Below are 18470 nucleotides of genomic sequence, written 5' to 3'. Positions count from 1 at the left end.
TCCCTGAGGAACATGTATGGGTGGTATCAGTATCTGGCAATTGTTGATCATTGCCGTCATCGTCGTGCTGCTGTTTGGCACCAAAAAGCTCGGTTCTATTGGTTCCGATCTGGGCGCGTCTATCAAAGGCTTCAAGAAAGCGATGAGCGATGATGAGAGCAAGCAGGATAAAACCAGCCAGGACGCTGATTTTACTGCTAAATCCATCGCCGATAAGCAAGAAGAAGCCAAAAAGGAAGACGCTAAACGCCACGATAAAGAGCAGGTGTAAGTCGTGTTCGACATTGGTTTTGGTGAGCTCCTGCTGGTCTTTGTGATTGGCCTGATTGTGCTGGGGCCGCAGCGTCTGCCGGTGGCAGTGAAAACCGTTGCGGGCTGGGTTCGTGCGCTGAGATCGCTGGCATCGACCGTTCAGAATGAACTGGCGCAGGAGCTTAAGCTGCAGGAATTTCAGGAAAGCCTGAAAAAGGTCGAGAAGGCGAGCATGGATAATCTGACGCCGGAACTGAAAGCCTCAATGGATGAACTGCGTGAAGCGGCGGAATCCATGAAGCGCTCTTACAGCGTCAACGATCCTGAAAAAGCGAGCGACGAAGCGAACACCATCCATAACCCGGTGGTGAAGGGCAGCGAGGAGCAGCGCGAGGGCGTAACGCCAGCCAGCGCTGAACATCAGGCTGCCGCGCCAGAACAGACGCCGCAGGAAACTGAAGTGAAAAAACAGGCGCAGCCGGAAGACCACGCGGTAAAAATGGCTGAAGCGAAGCCCGTCGCACCTGTTTCCGAATCATCCCCCTCGTCGAGTGATAAAGCGTAAACATGGCAGTAGATGATACTCAACCACTCATTACGCACCTCATTGAGCTGCGTAAGCGCCTGTTAAACTGCATTATTGCAGTTTTCGTTATTTTTCTATGCCTGGTTTATTTCGCCAACGATATCTACCAGGTTGTCTCTGCACCCTTAATTAAGCAGATGCCGCTGGGTGCAACGATGATTGCGACGGATGTGGCTTCTCCGTTCTTTACCCCCATCAAGCTGACCTTCTGGGTGTCGTTGATTGCCTCTGCACCGGTCATTCTTTACCAGGTGTGGGCGTTTGTGGCGCCAGCACTGTATAAGCACGAACGCAAGCTGGTGATCCCGCTGCTGGTCTCGAGCTCGCTGCTGTTCTACATCGGCATGGCGTTTGCCTATTTCGTTGTCTTCCCGCTGGCCTTCGGCTTCCTGACGCATACCGCGCCGGAAGGGGTACAGGTGTCGACGGATATCGCCAGCTATCTCAGCTTTGTGATGGCGCTGTTTATGGCGTTTGGCGTGGCATTCGAAGTGCCGGTGGCCATTGTGCTGCTTTGCTGGGTAGGGGTAACAACCCCGGATGACCTGCGTAAGAAGCGTCCGTATATCCTGGTCGGCGCCTTCGTGGTCGGCATGCTGCTGACGCCGCCGGATGTATTCTCGCAGACGCTGCTGGCCATACCGATGTACTGCTTGTTTGAGGTCGGCGTATTCTTCTCGCGTTTCTACGTGGGTAAAGGGCGTCGAGCGGATGACGAAGACGATACGTCCGACAAGACCACTCAAGAGTAAAACCAGCCGCCCGTCAGGGCGGTTGTTATATGGGGATTTGCATGTTTGATATCGGACTCAATCTGACCAGCTCGCAGTTTGCGAAAGATCGTGATGAGGTGGTTGCGCGCGCTTTAGCCGCCGGGGTGAAAGGACTATTGCTGACGGGCACCAACCTGCATGAGAGCGAACACGCGCAGCAGCTGGCGCAACGCTACGACCGCTGCTGGTCTACCGCTGGCGTGCATCCACATGACAGCAGCCAGTGGACCCCTGAAAGTGGAGAAACCTTACGCAGGCTGGCAAAGACACCAGAAGTTGTGGCGATTGGCGAATGCGGCCTCGATTTCAACCGAAACTTTTCCACGCCTGCAGAGCAGGAAAAGGCGTTCACTGCCCAGCTTGCGCTGGCCGCAGAGCTTGGAATGCCCGTATTTATGCACTGCCGCGACGCGCATGAGCGTTTCCTTGCACTTCTGGATCCGTGGCTGGAGAAACTGCCCGGCGCGGTACTGCACTGCTTCACCGGTTCACGGCACGAAGCGCTGGACTGCCTGAAGCGAGGGCTTTATCTGGGTATTACCGGCTGGGTTTGCGATGAGCGTCGCGGGCTTGAACTTCGGGAGCTGTTGCCAGCGATCCCGGCAGACCGGTTGCTCCTTGAAACCGATGCACCTTATCTGCTGCCGCGCGATATGAAACCCAAACCGGCATCGCGGCGAAATGAGCCCGCGTATCTGGGGCACATTGTTGAGAGCGTTGCGAAGTGGCGCGGAGAGGATCCGCGCTGGCTTTCGGCGCAGACGGATGACAACGTGCGTAATCTGTTCGGAATAAACGTTTAAAGTTTGCGGAAGTCGGTGTTTTTAACGCTCTGCAGCACCTGCTTGTTCAGCAGATTAAGCAACAGCATCGAGCGCGCTTCCCCGTCCGGCTCGGCAAAAATTGCCTGCAGGCCTTCGAAAGCGCCTTCGGTAATCACGACGCTATCGCCCGTGTAAGGGGTTTCGGGGTCGGTGATCCCTTCAGGCTGTTGATAAACGGACAGCTGATGAATGACCGTTGTCGGAACCGTTGCCGGGTGGGCGCCGAAACGAACGAAGTGGCTGACGCCGCGCGTTGCGCTGATGGTGGTGGTGTGGATGACTTCCGGGTCGAACTCCACGAACAGGTAGTTCGGGAACAACGGCTCACTGACGGTTGTGCGCTTCCCGCGCTGCATTTTTTCAAGCGTGATCACGGGCGTCAGGCAATTGACAGACTGACGTTCAAGATGTTCCTGCGCGCGCTGAAGTTGCCCGCGTTTGCAATACAGTAAATACCAGGCCTGCATAATCACTCTTTCCCTTAGTTCGGGGCGCAAGCATATCAAAACCCTGGCGGGATCGCTAAGTTGATTATAATGGGGGAAAATGGAACAGAGCGCATAAGTTCACGCTTATTTAACAAAATTACAGCATCAAGCAGGCTTACGCCGTATAATGAAGCGCTTACAGAGAGGCCATGATTAACTGCATGAAATACCACGATCTCCGCGACTTCCTGACGCTGCTGGAAAAGCAGGGTGAACTCAAACGTATTACACTTCCTGTTGATCCTTATCTGGAGATGACAGAAATTGCTGACCGCACCCTGCGTGCCGGTGGCCCCGCTTTACTGTTTGAAAATCCTAAAGGGTACTCAATGCCGGTGCTGTGCAACCTGTTTGGTACACCGCGTCGCGTCGCGCTGGGGATGGGGCAGGAAGACGTCACGGCCCTGCGTGAGGTCGGTAAGTTGCTGGCCTTCCTGAAAGAGCCGGAACCGCCGAAAGGCTTCCGCGATCTGTTCGACAAACTGCCGCAGTTTAAGCAGGTGCTGAACATGCCCACTAAACGCCTGCGCGGTGCGCCGTGCCAGCAGAAGGTGCTGGAAGGCGATGCGGTTGATTTGACTAAAATCCCTATCATGCAGTGCTGGCCGGAAGATGCCGCGCCGCTGATCACCTGGGGACTGACCGTCACGCGCGGCCCGCACAAAGAGCGCCAGAATCTCGGTATTTACCGCCAGCAGTTGATTGGCAAGAATAAGCTTATCATGCGCTGGCTGTCGCATCGCGGCGGCGCGCTGGATTTTCAGGAGTGGTGCGCTGCGCATCCGGGGGAACGTTTCCCGGTATCTGTTGCGCTGGGCGCCGATCCGGCCACCATTCTGGGAGCCGTCACCCCCGTACCGGATACGCTCTCGGAATATGCCTTTGCAGGCCTGCTGCGCGGGACGAAAACGGAAGTTGTGAAGTGTATCTCTAACGATCTCGAAGTCCCGGCCAGTGCAGAAATTGTGCTGGAAGGTTACATTGAGCAGGGTGAAATGGCGCCAGAAGGCCCTTACGGCGACCACACCGGCTATTACAACGAAGTGGATAATTTCCCGGTGTTTACCGTGACGCACATTACGCAGCGTGAAGATGCGATTTATCACTCCACGTATACCGGACGTCCACCGGATGAACCGGCGGTGCTGGGCGTGGCGCTGAACGAAGTGTTTGTGCCGATCCTGCAAAAGCAGTTCCCGGAAATTGTTGATTTTTATCTGCCGCCTGAAGGATGCTCGTATCGTATGGCGGTAGTCACGATGAAGAAGCAGTATCCTGGTCATGCTAAACGCGTGATGATGGGCGTGTGGTCTTTCCTGCGCCAGTTTATGTATACCAAATTTGTTATTGTCTGCGATGATGACGTTAACGCCCGCGACTGGAATGACGTAATCTGGGCCATTACCACGCGAATGGACCCGGCGCGCGATACGGTGTTAGTCGAAAACACGCCGATTGATTACCTGGATTTTGCCTCGCCGGTTTCCGGTCTTGGCTCAAAGATGGGACTGGATGCCACAAATAAATGGCCTGGCGAAACCGACCGTGAATGGGGTCGCCCGATCAAAAAAGATCCTGCTGTGACCGCGCGCATTGACGCGATCTGGGACGAGCTGGCCATAATGAATAACGGTAAACCCTGAGCTGACCGTTAAGCCCTATAGACTTCCCGACAGAGAGAGCGAATGACAACCTTAAGCTGTAAAGTGACCTCGGTAGATGCCATCACCGACACCGTATATCGCGTCCGTTTAGTGCCAGAAGCGCCATTCTCTTTCCGCGCGGGTCAGTACCTGATGGTTGTGATGGATGAGCGTGATAAGCGTCCTTTCTCTATGGCCTCCACGCCAGCGGAGCAGGAATTTATTGAGCTTCATATTGGTGCGTCAGAGCTTAACCTGTATGCGATGGCCGTCATGGACCGCATTCTGAAAGAGCGCGAGATCGTAGTGGATATTCCGCACGGTGATGCGTGGCTGCGCGATGACGAAGACCGTCCGCTGATCCTGATTGCCGGTGGTACAGGCTTCTCCTACGTGCGCTCCATTCTGCTGACCGCGCTGGCGCGTAACCCGGACCGTGATATCACGATCTACTGGGGTGGCCGCGAAGAGAAACACCTGTACGACCTGTCTGAACTGGAAGCGCTGAGCGTCACGCACCCCAACCTGCGCATTGAGCCGGTGGTTGAGCAGCCGGAAGAGGGCTGGCGCGGGCGTAGCGGTACGGTGCTGACGGCAGTGCTGCAGGATCACGGTACGCTGGCGGGGCATGATATCTACATTGCAGGGCGCTTCGAGATGGCGAAAATCGCCCGCGATCTGTTCTGTAACGAACGTGACGCGCGTGAAGACCGGCTGTTTGGCGATGCGTTTGCCTTCATTTAAATAAAAAACCCGCCCCTGACAGGCGGGAAGAACGGCAACTAAACTCTTTCTCTTCGCCAGTGAAGCCAGTGGCGGTGAGATGCCTCTCGTAGGCCGGGAAAGCGCAGCGCCTCCCGGCAAAAGCCCGATGGCGCGATGCTTATCGGGCCTACGTTATAGCCTTACACTCTCTCAAATACCGTCGCGATACCCTGACCCAGCCCGATACACATCGTTGCCAGACCAAACTGGGCATCTTTGCGTTCCATCAGGTTGATCAGCGTCGTGCTGATACGCGCCCCGGAACAGCCCAGCGGGTGACCGAGGGCAATCGCGCCGCCGTTGAGGTTAATCTTCTCGTCGATCTGCTCCATCAGCCCCAGATCTTTAATGCACGGCAGGATCTGCGCGGCGAAAGCTTCGTTCATTTCGAACAGGTCAATGTCGCTGGCGGTTAATCCCGCTTTTTTCAGCGCCAGCTTCGAGGCCGGAACCGGGCCGTAGCCCATGATTGAAGGATCGCAGCCCACGACCGCCATCGAGCGTACCCGAGCGCGAGGGGTTAAGCCCAGCTCGCGGGCGCGGCTTTCGCTCATCACCAGCATCGCGGCGGCACCGTCGGACAGCGCCGATGAAGTGCCTGCCGTTACCGTACCGGTGACCGGATCAAACGCTGGGCGCAGGGTTGACAGCGCTTCTACAGTGGTTTCCGGGCGGATGACTTCGTCGTAGCTGAACTGCTTCAGAACGCCGTCTGCATCGTGGCCGCCGGTAGGGATGATCTCGTTCTTAAAGGCACCAGACTGCGTGGCGGCCCATGCGCGGGCGTGAGAGCGCGCGGCAAAGGCATCCTGCATTTCTCTGCTGATGCCGTGCAGACGAGAGAGCATCTCGGCGGTCAGACCCATCATCCCCGCAGCTTTCGCCACGTTACGGCTCATGCCCGGGTGGAAATCTACCCCGTGGCTCATCGGCACGTGACCCATGTGCTCAACGCCGCCCACCAGGCAGGCCTGCGCATCGCCGGTCATGATCATGCGGGCCGCGTCGTGCAGAGCCTGCATTGACGAACCGCACAGGCGGTTAACGGTGACGGCCGGAACCGAATGCGGAATTTCTGCCAGCAGCGACGCGTTGCGGGCGATGTTGAAGCCCTGCTCCAGGGTCTGCTGCACGCAGCCCCAGTAGATATCGTCGAGCGCAGCCGGATCCAGCGCCGGGTTACGCGCCAGCAGGCTACGCATCAGGTGCGCGGAGAGGTCTTCCGCACGCACGTTACGGAACGCACCGCCTTTTGAACGGCCCATCGGGGTGCGAATCGCATCAACAATGACAACCTTTTCCATTGTGACTCCTTAAGCCGTTTTCAGCTCGCCAACCGGACGGGCTGGCTCAACTGCAGGATAGTAGGGTTCGTTATGGCGCGCTTTGTTACGCAGTCCTTCCGGCACCTCATACAGCGGGCCGAGGTGCTGATACTGCTGAGCCATATCGAGATAGCGGGCGCTGCCGAGCGTGTCCAGCCAGCGGAACGCGCCGCCGTGGAACGGAGGGAAGCCCAGGCCGTATACCAGCGCCATATCCGCTTCCGCCGGGCTGGCGATAATGCCTTCTTCGAGACAACGCACCACTTCGTTTATCATCGGGATCATCATGCGGGCGATGATCTCATCGTCGGTGAAGTCGCGTTTTGGCTGGCTAACGTCGACCAGCAGGCCATCCACCGCGGCATCTTCTTCTTTCTTCGGTTTGCCCTTGCTGTCTTCTTTATAGCGCCAGAAGCCCAGGCCGTTTTTCTGACCGAAGCGGTTAGCGTCGAACAGCGCGTCAATCGCGTCGCGATAGTCTTTCTGCATGCGCTGCGGGAAGCCTGCCGCCATCACCGCCTGAGCGTGGTGGGCGGTATCAATGCCGACTACGTCCAGCAGATACGCCGGACCCATCGGCCAGCCGAACTGTTTTTCCATCACTTTGTCGATTTTGCGGAAGTCCGCGCCGTCGCGCAGCAGCTGGCTAAAACCGGCGAAGTAAGGGAACAGCACGCGGTTGACGAAGAAGCCCGGGCAATCGTTAACGACGATCGGCGTTTTGCCCATCTTGCTGGCCCACGCCACCACTTTGGCGATGGTTTCGTCAGAGGTTTTTTCCCCACGGATCACTTCGACCAGCGGCATACGGTGTACCGGGTTGAAGAAGTGCATCCCGCAGAAGTTTTCCGGGCGCTTCAGCACGCTCGCCAGTTCGCTGATTGGAATGGTGGAGGTGTTAGAGGCCAGCACGGTATCCGGGCGAACCTTGTCTTCCGTTTCCGCCAGCACCGCTTTTTTAACCTTCGGGTTCTCGACGACGGCTTCGACCACCACGTCGACACGATCAAAACCGCTGTATTCCAGCACGGGCTGAATGGTGGAAATCACACCTGCAAGCTTCAGACCGTCAATTTTGCCGCGCTCAAGCTGTTTATTCAGCAGCTTGGCCGCTTCGGTCATGCCCAGCGTCAGGGATTTCTCGTTGATGTCTTTCATCACAACCGGTACGCCTTTCCAGGCTGACTGGTAAGCGATGCCGCCACCCATAATCCCCGCGCCGAGTACCGCCGCATGTTTTGGCGTCTCAACGTTTTTGGTCAGCTGTTTGGCTTTGCCTTTCACGAACTGATCGTTAAGGAAGATACCGACCAGCGCACGAGCCTCATTGGTGTGCGCCAGCGGGACAAAGCTCTGATTTTCGAGCTTCAGCGCTTCATCGCGTCCGAGACGGGCAGCCGCTTCAATGGTTTTCACCGCCGTGATTGGCGCCGGGTAGTGTTTACCCGCCGTCTGCATCACCATGCCTTTGGCGATGGTGAAGCTCATGGTGGCTTCAATCTTGCTGAGTTTTAATGGTTCCAGCTTCGGCTGGCGTTTGGCTTTCCAGTCTAGATCGCCGTTAATCGCCTGACGCAGAATGGCGAGTGCACCTTCAACCAGCTTCTCAGGCTTCACGACGCCGTCGACCAGGCCAATTTTCTGCGCCTGTTCTGCGCCGACGTCTTTTCCTGCAGCAATGATCTCCAGCGCGCTGTCGGCACCCAGCATGCGCGGCATACGGACGGAGCCGCCAAAGCCCGGCATAATGCCCAGCTTGGTTTCCGGCAGGCCGATGCGCAGGTCCGGCGTCGCCAGACGGTAGTCGGTCGCCAGCACGCACTCGCAGCCACCGCCCAGCGCATAGCCGTTAACGGCGGAAATGGTCGGGACAGGCAGATCTTCCAGACGATTAAAGACGCTGTTGGCGAAGTGCAGCCACTGGCTCAGCTGTTCTTCCGGCACCAGGAACAGCGAAAGGAATTCGGTGATATCGGCACCGACGATAAAGGCCGCTTTGTTCGAACGCAGCAGCAGCCCTTTTAATTCAGGTTGTTTTTCAAGAACATCCAGCGCCTGGCCAAGACTGGCCACCGTCGCGGTATCAAGCTTGTTCACTGAGCCGGGGGCATCGAACACCAGTTCGGCAATGCCATCTTCCAGCCAGTTGAGGTACAGGGTGTCGCCTTTGTAGAGCATGTCAGTCTCCTGAATCCAGCAATTGGATCTGGTCATACCAGATGAATCGGAGTGTGGGATTTATGTTAATAAAATGCAAATTACTCATTAAGAAATTGCTGCATTGATCACGGTCGGTGGAAATCACGCAGCTGGAGTGAGGTGTGCTAAGATGCGATGACTTGAGGTCAAAAAACGAAAGGAATAATGATGGACTCACTGGCTTCGCTTTATAAAAATCATATCGTTACCCTACAGGAACGTACCCGCGATGTACTGGCCCGCTTTAAGCTGGATGCGCTGCTGATCCACTCCGGCGAGCTGATGAATACCTTTCTGGATGACCACGCTTATCCGTTTAAGGTGAACCCGCAGTTTAAGGCGTGGGTACCGGTGACGCAGGTGCCAAACTGCTGGCTGCTGGTGGATGGCGTGAACAAGCCGAAACTGTGGTTCTACCTGCCGGTCGATTACTGGCACAACGTTGAGCCGCTGCCGACCTCTTTTTGGACGGAAGAGATTGAGGTTATTGCGCTGCCAAAAGCGGACGGCATTGGCGGTCAGCTGCCTGCGGCGCGTGGCAACATCGCCTATATTGGCCCTATTCCGGAGCGTGCATTAGGTCTGGATATTGCGGCAGACAAACTCAACCCGAAAGGGGTGCTGGATTACCTCCACTACTATCGCGCCTATAAAACCGACTACGAACTTTACTGCATGCGTGAAGCGCAAAAAACGGCGGTGAACGGTCACCGTGCGGCGCATGAAGCCTTCCAGTCCGGCATGAGCGAGTTCGACATCAACCAGGCGTACCTGACCGCCACCGGTCATCGCGATACCGACGTGCCGTACAGCAATATTGTCGCGCTGAACGAGCATGCTTCCGTACTGCATTACACTAAACTTGACCACCATGCACCATCTGAGATGCGCAGCTTCCTGCTGGACGCTGGCGCCGAGTACAACGGCTACGCGGCCGATCTGACCCGTACCTGGGCGGCGAATGCGGACACCGATTTCGCGCAGCTGATCAAAGACGTGAACGATGAACAGCTGGCGCTGATTGCCACCATGAAGGCGGGCACCAGCTATGTGGATTACCACATCCAGTTCCATCAGCGCATCGCCAAACTGCTGCGTAAGCACCAGATTGTGAAAGACATGAGCGAAGAGGCGATGGTTGAGAACGATCTGACCGGGCCCTTCATGCCGCACGGCATTGGTCACCCGCTGGGCCTGCAGGTGCACGACGTTGCGGGCTTTATGCAGGATGATACCGGTACACATCTGGCGGCACCGTCTAAATATCCTTACCTGCGCTGCACCCGTATTCTGGAGCCGCGCATGGTGCTGACGATTGAACCGGGGATCTACTTTATCGAATCCCTGCTGGCACCATGGCGTGAAGGCCAGTTCAGCAAGCACTTCAACTGGGAAAAAATTGAGGCGCTGAAGCCGTTTGGCGGTATTCGTATTGAAGATAACGTGGTGATTCACGAAAACGGTATCGAGAATATGACGCGAGACCTGAAGCTGGCCTGATGGAAAGCTGGCTGATACCGGCTGAACCGGTCACCTTTGTTGAGGAAATCAAGAAAAGCCGCTTTATTACGCTGCTGGCGCATACCGACGGCGTAGAGGCGGCAAAAGCGTTTGTCGAGTCCGTCCGGGCTGAGCATCCTGACGCCCGTCACCACTGCGTGGCGTGGGTAGCAGGGCCGCCGGACGATTCACAGCAGTTGGGGTTTTCCGATGACGGTGAACCGGCGGGCACGGCCGGTAAACCCATGCTCTCCCAGCTAATGGGCTGCGGCGTGGGCGAAATAACCGCCGTGGTGGTGCGCTACTACGGCGGCATTTTGTTAGGTACCGGTGGGCTGGTTAAAGCTTATGGCGGGGGCGTGCAGCAGGCGCTTAATATGCTGGTCACTATCCGCAAAACGCCGCTTACCGAATATACTTTATTGTGCGATTACGCTCAGCTATCGGGCATTGAAACGCTGCTCAAACAATTTAACGGCGTGATTGCGCACAGTGATTACCAGGCAATGGTGCAATTACGCGTGGCGCTTCCTCAGGCGGAACTGGCTGCTTTTTCAGCAAAACTGGCTGATTTTAGTCGTGGTTCGTTGCAATTGCTGCCGATTGAAGAATAATCCCCACCTCACTTTTGAATACCAAAGGAAGCGGCAGAGATGCATTTTCGTGCCATAACCCGAATCGTTGGACTGCTGGTCATACTCTTTTCCGGGACGATGATTCTCCCTGGACTGGTGGCGCTTATCTACCGGGACGGCGCGGGGCGGGCATTTACCCAGACCTTCTTTGTCGCGCTGGCGATCGGTTCGCTGCTGTGGTGGCCAAACCGTCGTCAGAAAGGTGAACTGAAATCTCGCGAAGGCTTTCTGATTGTGGTGCTGTTCTGGACGGTGCTGGGGAGCGTCGGTTCGCTGCCCTTTATCTTCTCTGAACAGCCTAACCTGAGCATCACGGATGCCTTTTTTGAATCGTTCTCCGGTTTAACAACCACCGGGGCGACGACGCTGGTGGGGCTGGATTCACTCCCGCACGCCATTCTCTTTTATCGCCAGATGCTGCAGTGGTTCGGCGGTATGGGGATCATCGTCCTGGCAGTGGCTATTCTCCCTATTCTGGGCGTTGGTGGGATGCAGCTTTACCGCGCTGAAATGCCCGGCCCGCTGAAAGACAATAAGATGCGGCCGCGTATTGCCGAGACGGCAAAAACCCTCTGGCTGATTTATGTTCTGCTGACGGTAGCCTGTGCGCTGGCGCTATGGTTTGCCGGGATGCCCGCGTTCGATGCTATCGGGCACAGCTTTGCGACGATTGCGATTGGCGGGTTTTCTACCCACGATGCCAGCGTGGGCTACTTCGACAGCCCAACGATTAACACTATCATTGCAATTTTCCTGCTGATCTCTGGCTGTAACTACGGTCTGCACTTCTCTTTACTGAGCGGGCGCAGCCTGAAGGTGTACTGGCGTGACCCTGAGTTCCGCATGTTCATCGGCGTCCAGCTGACGCTGGTGATCATCTGCACACTGGTGCTCTGGTTCCATGATGTCTACAACTCCGCGTTGACCACGCTAAACCAGGCCTTTTTCCAGGTGGTATCGATGGCGACGACCGCCGGGTTTACCACCGACAGCATCGCCCGTTGGCCGCTGTTCCTGCCGGTGCTTCTGCTCTGTTCCGCGTTTATCGGCGGCTGTGCGGGGTCGACGGGCGGCGGCCTGAAGGTGATCCGTATTCTGCTGCTGTTCAAGCAGGGCAACCGTGAGCTGAAGCGTCTGGTTCACCCGAACGCGGTCTACAGCATCAAGCTGGGGAACCGCGCGCTGCCGGAACGTATCCTCGAAGCGGTATGGGGATTCTTCTCGGCGTATGCGCTGGTCTTTATCGTCAGTATGCTGGCGATTATCGCGACGGGAGTGGATGATTTCTCCGCTTTTGCGTCCGTCGTCGCAACATTGAATAACCTCGGGCCAGGCCTGGGCGTTGTGGCGGATAACTTTGCCAGTATGAACCCGGTCGCGAAATGGATCCTCATCGCCAATATGCTGTTTGGTCGTCTTGAGGTCTTTACGCTGCTGGTGCTGTTCACCCCTACATTCTGGCGCGAGTAAGGAGCCGTTGATGAAAACACTGATTCTTTTCTCTACGCGAGACGGGCAAACGCGTGAGATTGCCGCCTATCTGGCATCTGAACTCAAAGAGCAGGGGATTTACTCGGATGTGGTAAACCTGAACCGTGCGGATCAGATTACCTGGCAGGATTACGATCGCGTGGTGATTGGTGCATCTATTCGTTACGGACATTTCCATCCGGCGCTGGATCGCTTTGTGAAAAAGCACACGGCGGTGCTCAATAAACTGCCCGGTGCGTTTTACTCGGTCAATCTTGTCGCACGTAAAGCCGAGAAGCGCACGCCGCAGACCAACAGCTACACGCGCAAGTTTTTACTCAGCTCGCCGTGGCAGCCAGAACTGTGCGCCGTCTTTGCCGGCGCGCTGCGCTATCCTCGCTACCGCTGGTATGACCGCTTTATGATCCGTCTTATTATGAAGATGACGGGTGGTGAAACCGACACGCGTAAAGAAGTGGTTTATACCGACTGGTCGCAGGTAGCCAGTTTTGCGCGGGAAATCGCACATTTAACGGGCGATTCGCGACTTAAATAAGCGTTAAGTTTGAAAAGTGAGCGAACGAAAAGTTTTTTGTATTTTGTGCTTGTCACTTCAGAATAACTCCCTATAATGCGCCTCCACTGACACGGAACAACGGCACACACGCCGCCGGGTCAGCAGAGAATAGCGAAAATAAACGCTTGACTCTGAAGCGGGAAAGCGTAATATGCACACCCCGCGCCGCAGCGAAAACGAAGCGGCACTGCTCTTTAACAATTTATCAGACAATCTGTGTGGGCACTCAAAGTGACATGGATTCTTAACGTCCTCGGACGAAAAATGAATACCAAGTCTCTGAGTGAACATACGTAATTCATTACGAAGTTTAATTCACGAGCATCAAACTTAAATTGAAGAGTTTGATCATGGCTCAGATTGAACGCTGGCGGCAGGCCTAACACATGCAAGTCGAGCGGTAACACAGGGAGCTTGCTCCTGGGTGACGAGCGGCGGACGGGTGAGTAATGTCTGGGAAACTGCCTGATGGAGGGGGATAACTACTGGAAACGGTAGCTAATACCGCATAACGTCGCAAGACCAAAGAGGGGGACCTTCGGGCCTCTTGCCATCAGATGTGCCCAGATGGGATTAGCTAGTAGGTGGGGTAACGGCTCACCTAGGCGACGATCCCTAGCTGGTCTGAGAGGATGACCAGCCACACTGGAACTGAGACACGGTCCAGACTCCTACGGGAGGCAGCAGTGGGGAATATTGCACAATGGGCGCAAGCCTGATGCAGCCATGCCGCGTGTATGAAGAAGGCCTTCGGGTTGTAAAGTACTTTCAGCGGGGAGGAAGGTGTTGAGGTTAATAACCTCAGCAATTGACGTTACCCGCAGAAGAAGCACCGGCTAACTCCGTGCCAGCAGCCGCGGTAATACGGAGGGTGCAAGCGTTAATCGGAATTACTGGGCGTAAAGCGCACGCAGGCGGTCTGTCAAGTCGGATGTGAAATCCCCGGGCTCAACCTGGGAACTGCATTCGAAACTGGCAGGCTAGAGTCTTGTAGAGGGGGGTAGAATTCCAGGTGTAGCGGTGAAATGCGTAGAGATCTGGAGGAATACCGGTGGCGAAGGCGGCCCCCTGGACAAAGACTGACGCTCAGGTGCGAAAGCGTGGGGAGCAAACAGGATTAGATACCCTGGTAGTCCACGCCGTAAACGATGTCGACTTGGAGGTTGTGCCCTTGAGGCGTGGCTTCCGGAGCTAACGCGTTAAGTCGACCGCCTGGGGAGTACGGCCGCAAGGTTAAAACTCAAATGAATTGACGGGGGCCCGCACAAGCGGTGGAGCATGTGGTTTAATTCGATGCAACGCGAAGAACCTTACCTACTCTTGACATCCAGAGAACTTTCCAGAGATGGATTGGTGCCTTCGGGAACTCTGAGACAGGTGCTGCATGGCTGTCGTCAGCTCGTGTTGTGAAATGTTGGGTTAAGTCCCGCAACGAGCGCAACCCTTATCCTTTGTTGCCAGCGGTCCGGCCGGGAACTCAAAGGAGACTGCCAGTGATAAACTGGAGGAAGGTGGGGATGACGTCAAGTCATCATGGCCCTTACGAGTAGGGCTACACACGTGCTACAATGGCGCATACAAAGAGAAGCGACCTCGCGAGAGCAAGCGGACCTCATAAAGTGCGTCGTAGTCCGGATTGGAGTCTGCAACTCGACTCCATGAAGTCGGAATCGCTAGTAATCGTAGATCAGAATGCTACGGTGAATACGTTCCCGGGCCTTGTACACACCGCCCGTCACACCATGGGAGTGGGTTGCAAAAGAAGTAGGTAGCTTAACCTTCGGGAGGGCGCTTACCACTTTGTGATTCATGACTGGGGTGAAGTCGTAACAAGGTAACCGTAGGGGAACCTGCGGTTGGATCACCTCCTTACCTTAAAGAACCTGCCTTTGTAGTGCTCACACAGATTGTCTGATGAAAAACAGCAGTAAAAATCTCTGCAGGCTTGTAGCTCAGGTGGTTAGAGCGCACCCCTGATAAGGGTGAGGTCGGTGGTTCAAGTCCACTCAGGCCTACCAAACTCCTTTTAAAGGATGAGCGGTACAGAGATTGCAAAACGATGGGGCTATAGCTCAGCTGGGAGAGCGCCTGCTTTGCACGCAGGAGGTCTGCGGTTCGATCCCGCATAGCTCCACCATCTTTTACTGCGAACACAAGAAAACTTCAGAGTGAACCTGAAAAGGTGCACTGCGAAGTTTTGCTCTTTAAAAATCTGGATCAAGCTGAAAATTGAAACGACACATCTTTAATGGTGTGTTCGAGTCTCTCAAATTTTCGCAATCAGAAGTGAAACATCTTCGGGTTGTGAGGTTAAGCGACTAAGCGTACACGGTGGATGCCCTGGCAGTCAGAGGCGATGAAGGACGTGCTAATCTGCGAAAAGCGCCGGCGAGGTGATATGAACCTTTGACCCGGCGATGTCCGAATGGGGAAACCCAGTGTGATTCGTCACACTATCGTTAACTGAATACATAGGTTAACGAGGCGAACCGGGGGAACTGAAACATCTAAGTACCCCGAGGAAAAGAAATCAACCGAGATTCCCCCAGTAGCGGCGAGCGAACGGGGAGCAGCCCAGAGTCTGAATCAGCTTGTGTGTTAGTGGAAGCGTCTGGAAAGTCGCACGGTACAGGGTGACAGTCCCGTACACGAAAGCACACAGGTTGTGAACTCGAAGAGTAGGGCGGGACACGTGGTATCCTGTCTGAATATGGGGGGACCATCCTCCAAGGCTAAATACTCCTGACTGACCGATAGTGAACCAGTACCGTGAGGGAAAGGCGAAAAGAACCCCGGCGAGGGGAGTGAAAAAGAACCTGAAACCGTGTACGTACAAGCAGTGGGAGCACCTTCGTGGTGTGACTGCGTACCTTTTGTATAATGGGTCAGCGACTTATATTCTGTAGCAAGGTTAACCGTATAGGGGAGCCGAAGGGAAACCGAGTCTTAACTGGGCGTTAAGTTGCAGGGTATAGACCCGAAACCCGGTGATCTAGCCATGGGCAGGTTGAAGGTTGGGTAACACTAACTGGAGGACCGAACCGACTAATGTTGAAAAATTAGCGGATGACTTGTGGCTGGGGGTGAAAGGCCAATCAAACCGGGAGATAGCTGGTTCTCCCCGAAAGCTATTTAGGTAGCGCCTCGTGAACTCATCTTCGGGGGTAGAGCACTGTTTCGGCTAGGGGGCCATCCCGGCTTACCAACCCGATGCAAACTACGAATACCGAAGAATGTTATCACGGGAGACACACGGCGGGTGCTAACGTCCGTCGTGAAGAGGGAAACAACCCAGACCGCCAGCTAAGGTCCCAAAGTCATGGTTAAGTGGGAAACGATGTGGGAAGGCACAGACAGCCAGGATGTTGGCTTAGAAGCAGCCATCATTTAAAGAAAGCGTAATAGCTCACTGGTCGAGTCGGCCTGCGCGGAAGATGTAACGGGGCTAAACCATGCACCGAAGCTGCGGCAGCGACACTATGTGTTGTTGGGTAGGGGAGCGTTCTGTAAGCCGTTGAAGGTGTGCTGTGAGGCATGCTGGAGGTATCAGAAGTGCGAATGCTGACATAAGTAACGATAAAGCGGGTGAAAAGCCCGCTCGCCGGAAGACCAAGGGTTCCTGTCCAACGTTAATCGGGGCAGGGTGAGTCGACCCCTAAGGCGAGGCCGAAAGGCGTAGTCGATGGGAAACAGGTTAATATTCCTGTACTTGGTGTTACTGCGAAGGGGGGACGGAGAAGGCTATGTTAGCCGGGCGACGGTTGTCCCGGTTTAAGCATGTAGGCGGAGGTTCCAGGTAAATCCGGTACCTTTTTAACGCTGAGGTGTGATGACGAGGCACTACGGTGCTGAAGTAACAAATGCCCTGCTTCCAGGAAAAGCCTCTAAGCATCAGGTAACATCAAATCGTACCCCAAACCGACACAGGTGGTCAGGTAGAGAATACCAAGGCGCTTGAGAGAACTCGGGTGAAGGAACTAGGCAAAATGGTGCCGTAACTTCGGGAGAAGGCACGCTGATATGTAGGTGAAGCCCCTGCGGGTGGAGCTGAAATCAGTCGAAGATACCAGCTGGCTGCAACTGTTTATTAAAAACACAGCACTGTGCAAACACGAAAGTGGACGTATACGGTGTGACGCCTGCCCGGTGCCGGAAGGTTAATTGATGGGGTTAGCGGCAACGCGAAGCTCTTGATCGAAGCCCCGGTAAACGGCGGCCGTAACTATAACGGTCCTAAGGTAGCGAAATTCCTTGTCGGGTAAGTTCCGACCTGCACGAATGGCGTAATGATGGCCAGGCTGTCTCCACCCGAGACTCAGTGAAATTGAACTCGCTGTGAAGATGCAGTGTACCCGCGGCAAGACGGAAAGACCCCGTGAACCTTTACTATAGCTTGACACTGAACACTGGTCCTTGATGTGTAGGATAGGTGGGAGGCTTTGAAGCGTGGACGCCAGTCTGCGTGGAGCCATCCTTGAAATACCACCCTTTAATGGCTGGTGTTCTAACGTAGACCCGTAATCCGGGTTGCGGACAGTGTCTGGTGGGTAGTTTGACTGGGGCGGTCTCCTCCCAAAGAGTAACGGAGGAGCACGAAGGTTAGCTAATCCTGGTCGGACATCAGGAGGTTAGTGCAATGGCATAAGCTAGCTTGACTGCGAGAGTGACGGCTCGAGCAGGTGCGAAAGCAGGTCATAGTGATCCGGTGGTTCTGAATGGAAGGGCCATCGCTCAACGGATAAAAGGTACTCCGGGGATAACAGGCTGATACCGCCCAAGAGTTCATATCGACGGCGGTGTTTGGCACCTCGATGTCGGCTCATCACATCCTGGGGCTGAAGTAGGTCCCAAGGGTATGGCTGTTCGCCATTTAAAGTGGTACGCGAGCTGGGTTTAGAACGTCGTGAGACAGTTCGGTCCCTATCTGCCGTGGGCGCTGGAGAATTGAGGGGGGCTGCTCCTAGTACGAGAGGACCGGAGTGGACGCATCACTGGTGTTCGGGTTGTCATGCCAATGGCACTGCCCGGTAGCTAAATGCGGAAAAGATAAGTGCTGAAAGCATCTAAGCACGAAACTTGCCCCGAGATGAGTTCTCCCTGACCCTTTAAGGGTCCTGAAGGAACGTTGAAGACTACGACGTTGATAGGTCGGGTGTGTAAGCGCAGCGATGCGTTGAGCTAACCGATACTAATGAACCGTGAGGCTTAACCTTACAACGCCGAAGGTGTTTTGGCGAAGAGACAGACAATCAAATTTCAGCCTGATACAGATTTAACAGAATTTGCCTGGCGGCTTTAGCGCGGTGGTCCCACCTGACCCCATGCCGAACTCAGAAGTGAAACGCCGTAGCGCCGATGGTAGTGTGGGGTCTCCCCATGTGAGAGTAGGGAACTGCCAGGCATCAAATAAGTGAAGAGGCCATCCGAAAGGAT

The 18470-nt window shown here is 55.2% G+C and carries 13 protein-coding genes, 2 tRNA genes and 3 rRNA genes; 15 read left to right on the top strand and 3 right to left on the bottom strand.

What is annotated here, in order from left to right; all coding sequences use genetic code 11:
* Nucleotides 1-16: 16 nt before the first annotated feature.
* The 4 genes from tatA to tatD are packed head-to-tail and all read left to right on the top strand — an operon-like array spanning nucleotide 17 to nucleotide 2414.
* Complete coding sequence (gene tatA / locus V1587_RS01780) at nucleotides 17-271, top strand: Sec-independent protein translocase subunit TatA (RefSeq protein WP_024908000.1); 255 nt, start codon at nucleotides 17-19, stop codon at nucleotides 269-271.
* Nucleotides 272-274: 3 nt separating this feature from the next.
* A complete protein-coding gene (gene tatB / locus V1587_RS01775; RefSeq protein WP_371899706.1) occupies nucleotides 275-817 on the top strand; it encodes a Sec-independent protein translocase protein TatB in 543 nt (180 codons plus the stop codon).
* Between the two features lie 2 nt (nucleotides 818-819).
* The gene (gene tatC / locus V1587_RS01770) at nucleotides 820-1590 is read left to right on the top strand and encodes a Sec-independent protein translocase subunit TatC (RefSeq protein ID WP_371899707.1); all 771 of its coding nucleotides are present in this window, start codon (nucleotides 820-822) and stop codon (nucleotides 1588-1590) included.
* Nucleotides 1591-1631: 41 nt separating this feature from the next.
* Nucleotides 1632-2414: a 3'-5' ssDNA/RNA exonuclease TatD gene (gene tatD, locus V1587_RS01765; protein WP_371899708.1), complete on the top strand. Its 783-nt coding sequence runs from the start codon at nucleotides 1632-1634 to the stop codon at nucleotides 2412-2414.
* On the opposite strand, the gene rfaH is transcribed toward tatD, so the two are convergent.
* Entirely contained in the window at nucleotides 2411-2902 is a 492-nt protein-coding gene (rfaH, locus tag V1587_RS01760; protein ID WP_371899709.1) for a transcription/translation regulatory transformer protein RfaH, read from the bottom strand. The genes tatD and rfaH overlap by 4 nt on opposite strands.
* A gap of 173 nt (nucleotides 2903-3075) precedes the next feature.
* Here rfaH and ubiD point away from each other — a divergent pair, with 173 nt between their 5' ends.
* A complete protein-coding gene (gene ubiD / locus V1587_RS01755; RefSeq protein ID WP_181899778.1) occupies nucleotides 3076-4566 on the top strand; it encodes a 4-hydroxy-3-polyprenylbenzoate decarboxylase in 1491 nt (496 codons plus the stop codon).
* 42 nt (nucleotides 4567-4608) lie between these two features.
* Complete coding sequence (fre, locus tag V1587_RS01750; protein WP_008501516.1) at nucleotides 4609-5310, top strand: NAD(P)H-flavin reductase; 702 nt, start codon at nucleotides 4609-4611, stop codon at nucleotides 5308-5310.
* A gap of 161 nt (nucleotides 5311-5471) precedes the next feature.
* Here fre and fadA read toward each other — a convergent pair whose 3' ends face one another.
* Together fadA and fadB are read right to left on the bottom strand one after the other, a co-directional pair.
* On the bottom strand, nucleotides 5472-6635 hold the full coding sequence (gene fadA, locus V1587_RS01745; protein WP_008501515.1) for an acetyl-CoA C-acyltransferase FadA: 1164 nt from the start codon (nucleotides 6633-6635) through the stop codon (nucleotides 5472-5474).
* A 9-nt stretch (nucleotides 6636-6644) separates the two neighbouring features.
* Nucleotides 6645-8834 carry a fatty acid oxidation complex subunit alpha FadB gene (gene fadB / locus V1587_RS01740; RefSeq protein WP_371899710.1) on the bottom strand — a complete coding sequence of 730 codons (2190 nt, stop codon included), beginning with the start codon at nucleotides 8832-8834 and terminating at the stop codon, nucleotides 6645-6647.
* Nucleotides 8835-9023: 189 nt separating this feature from the next.
* On the opposite strand from fadB, the gene pepQ reads away from it, so the two are divergent.
* The 9 genes from pepQ (at nucleotide 9024) to rrf (ending at nucleotide 18438) form a co-directional block, all read left to right on the top strand.
* Nucleotides 9024-10355 (top strand): Xaa-Pro dipeptidase, encoded by a 1332-nt coding sequence (pepQ, locus tag V1587_RS01735; RefSeq protein WP_371899713.1) that lies wholly within the window; start codon nucleotides 9024-9026, stop codon nucleotides 10353-10355.
* Nucleotides 10355-10969 carry an IMPACT family protein gene (locus tag V1587_RS01730; protein ID WP_371899711.1) on the top strand — a complete coding sequence of 205 codons (615 nt, stop codon included), beginning with the start codon at nucleotides 10355-10357 and terminating at the stop codon, nucleotides 10967-10969. Before pepQ ends, V1587_RS01730 begins: the two co-directional genes overlap by 1 nt.
* Before the next feature lie 39 nt (nucleotides 10970-11008).
* Nucleotides 11009-12460, top strand: coding sequence for a Trk system potassium transporter TrkH (gene trkH, locus V1587_RS01725; RefSeq protein ID WP_023309600.1), 1452 nt, complete (start codon nucleotides 11009-11011; stop codon nucleotides 12458-12460).
* Between the two features lie 10 nt (nucleotides 12461-12470).
* Complete coding sequence (gene hemG, locus V1587_RS01720; protein WP_395314491.1) at nucleotides 12471-13016, top strand: menaquinone-dependent protoporphyrinogen IX dehydrogenase; 546 nt, start codon at nucleotides 12471-12473, stop codon at nucleotides 13014-13016.
* 353 nt (nucleotides 13017-13369) lie between these two features.
* Nucleotides 13370-14909: ribosomal RNA gene (locus tag V1587_RS01715) — 16S ribosomal RNA — on the top strand.
* Between the two features lie 69 nt (nucleotides 14910-14978).
* Nucleotides 14979-15055, top strand: a tRNA-Ile gene (locus V1587_RS01710).
* A gap of 43 nt (nucleotides 15056-15098) precedes the next feature.
* A tRNA-Ala gene (locus V1587_RS01705) sits at nucleotides 15099-15174 on the top strand.
* Nucleotides 15175-15345: 171 nt separating this feature from the next.
* Nucleotides 15346-18250: ribosomal RNA gene (locus V1587_RS01700) — 23S ribosomal RNA — on the top strand.
* Nucleotides 18251-18322: 72 nt separating this feature from the next.
* Nucleotides 18323-18438, top strand: a 5S ribosomal RNA gene (gene rrf / locus V1587_RS01695).
* The 16S, 23S and 5S rRNA genes sit together here with 2 tRNA genes alongside, the layout of an rRNA operon.
* Nucleotides 18439-18470 lie beyond the last annotated feature (32 nt).

Source organism: Enterobacter sp. ECC-249 (assembly GCF_043965265.1).
Lineage (GTDB): Bacteria > Pseudomonadota > Gammaproteobacteria > Enterobacterales > Enterobacteriaceae > Enterobacter > Enterobacter quasiroggenkampii.
Note: the sequence above shows the minus strand (reverse complement) of the source record. Positions and strands in the feature narration are given on the sequence as shown.

Coding starts and splice junctions, on each gene's coding strand:
- V1587_RS01730 (WP_371899711.1), top strand. CDS start 10,355: ATGGAAAGCTGGCTGATACCGGCTGAACCGGTCACCTTTGTTGAGGAA.
- tatA (WP_024908000.1), top strand. CDS start 17: ATGGGTGGTATCAGTATCTGGCAATTGTTGATCATTGCCGTCATCGTC.
- trkH (WP_023309600.1), top strand. CDS start 11,009: ATGCATTTTCGTGCCATAACCCGAATCGTTGGACTGCTGGTCATACTC.
- rfaH (WP_371899709.1), bottom strand. CDS start 2,902: ATGCAGGCCTGGTATTTACTGTATTGCAAACGCGGGCAACTTCAGCGC.
- fre (WP_008501516.1), top strand. CDS start 4,609: ATGACAACCTTAAGCTGTAAAGTGACCTCGGTAGATGCCATCACCGAC.
- pepQ (WP_371899713.1), top strand. CDS start 9,024: ATGGACTCACTGGCTTCGCTTTATAAAAATCATATCGTTACCCTACAG.
- tatC (WP_371899707.1), top strand. CDS start 820: ATGGCAGTAGATGATACTCAACCACTCATTACGCACCTCATTGAGCTG.
- fadA (WP_008501515.1), bottom strand. CDS start 6,635: ATGGAAAAGGTTGTCATTGTTGATGCGATTCGCACCCCGATGGGCCGT.
- fadB (WP_371899710.1), bottom strand. CDS start 8,834: ATGCTCTACAAAGGCGACACCCTGTACCTCAACTGGCTGGAAGATGGC.
- hemG (WP_395314491.1), top strand. CDS start 12,471: ATGAAAACACTGATTCTTTTCTCTACGCGAGACGGGCAAACGCGTGAG.
- tatD (WP_371899708.1), top strand. CDS start 1,632: ATGTTTGATATCGGACTCAATCTGACCAGCTCGCAGTTTGCGAAAGAT.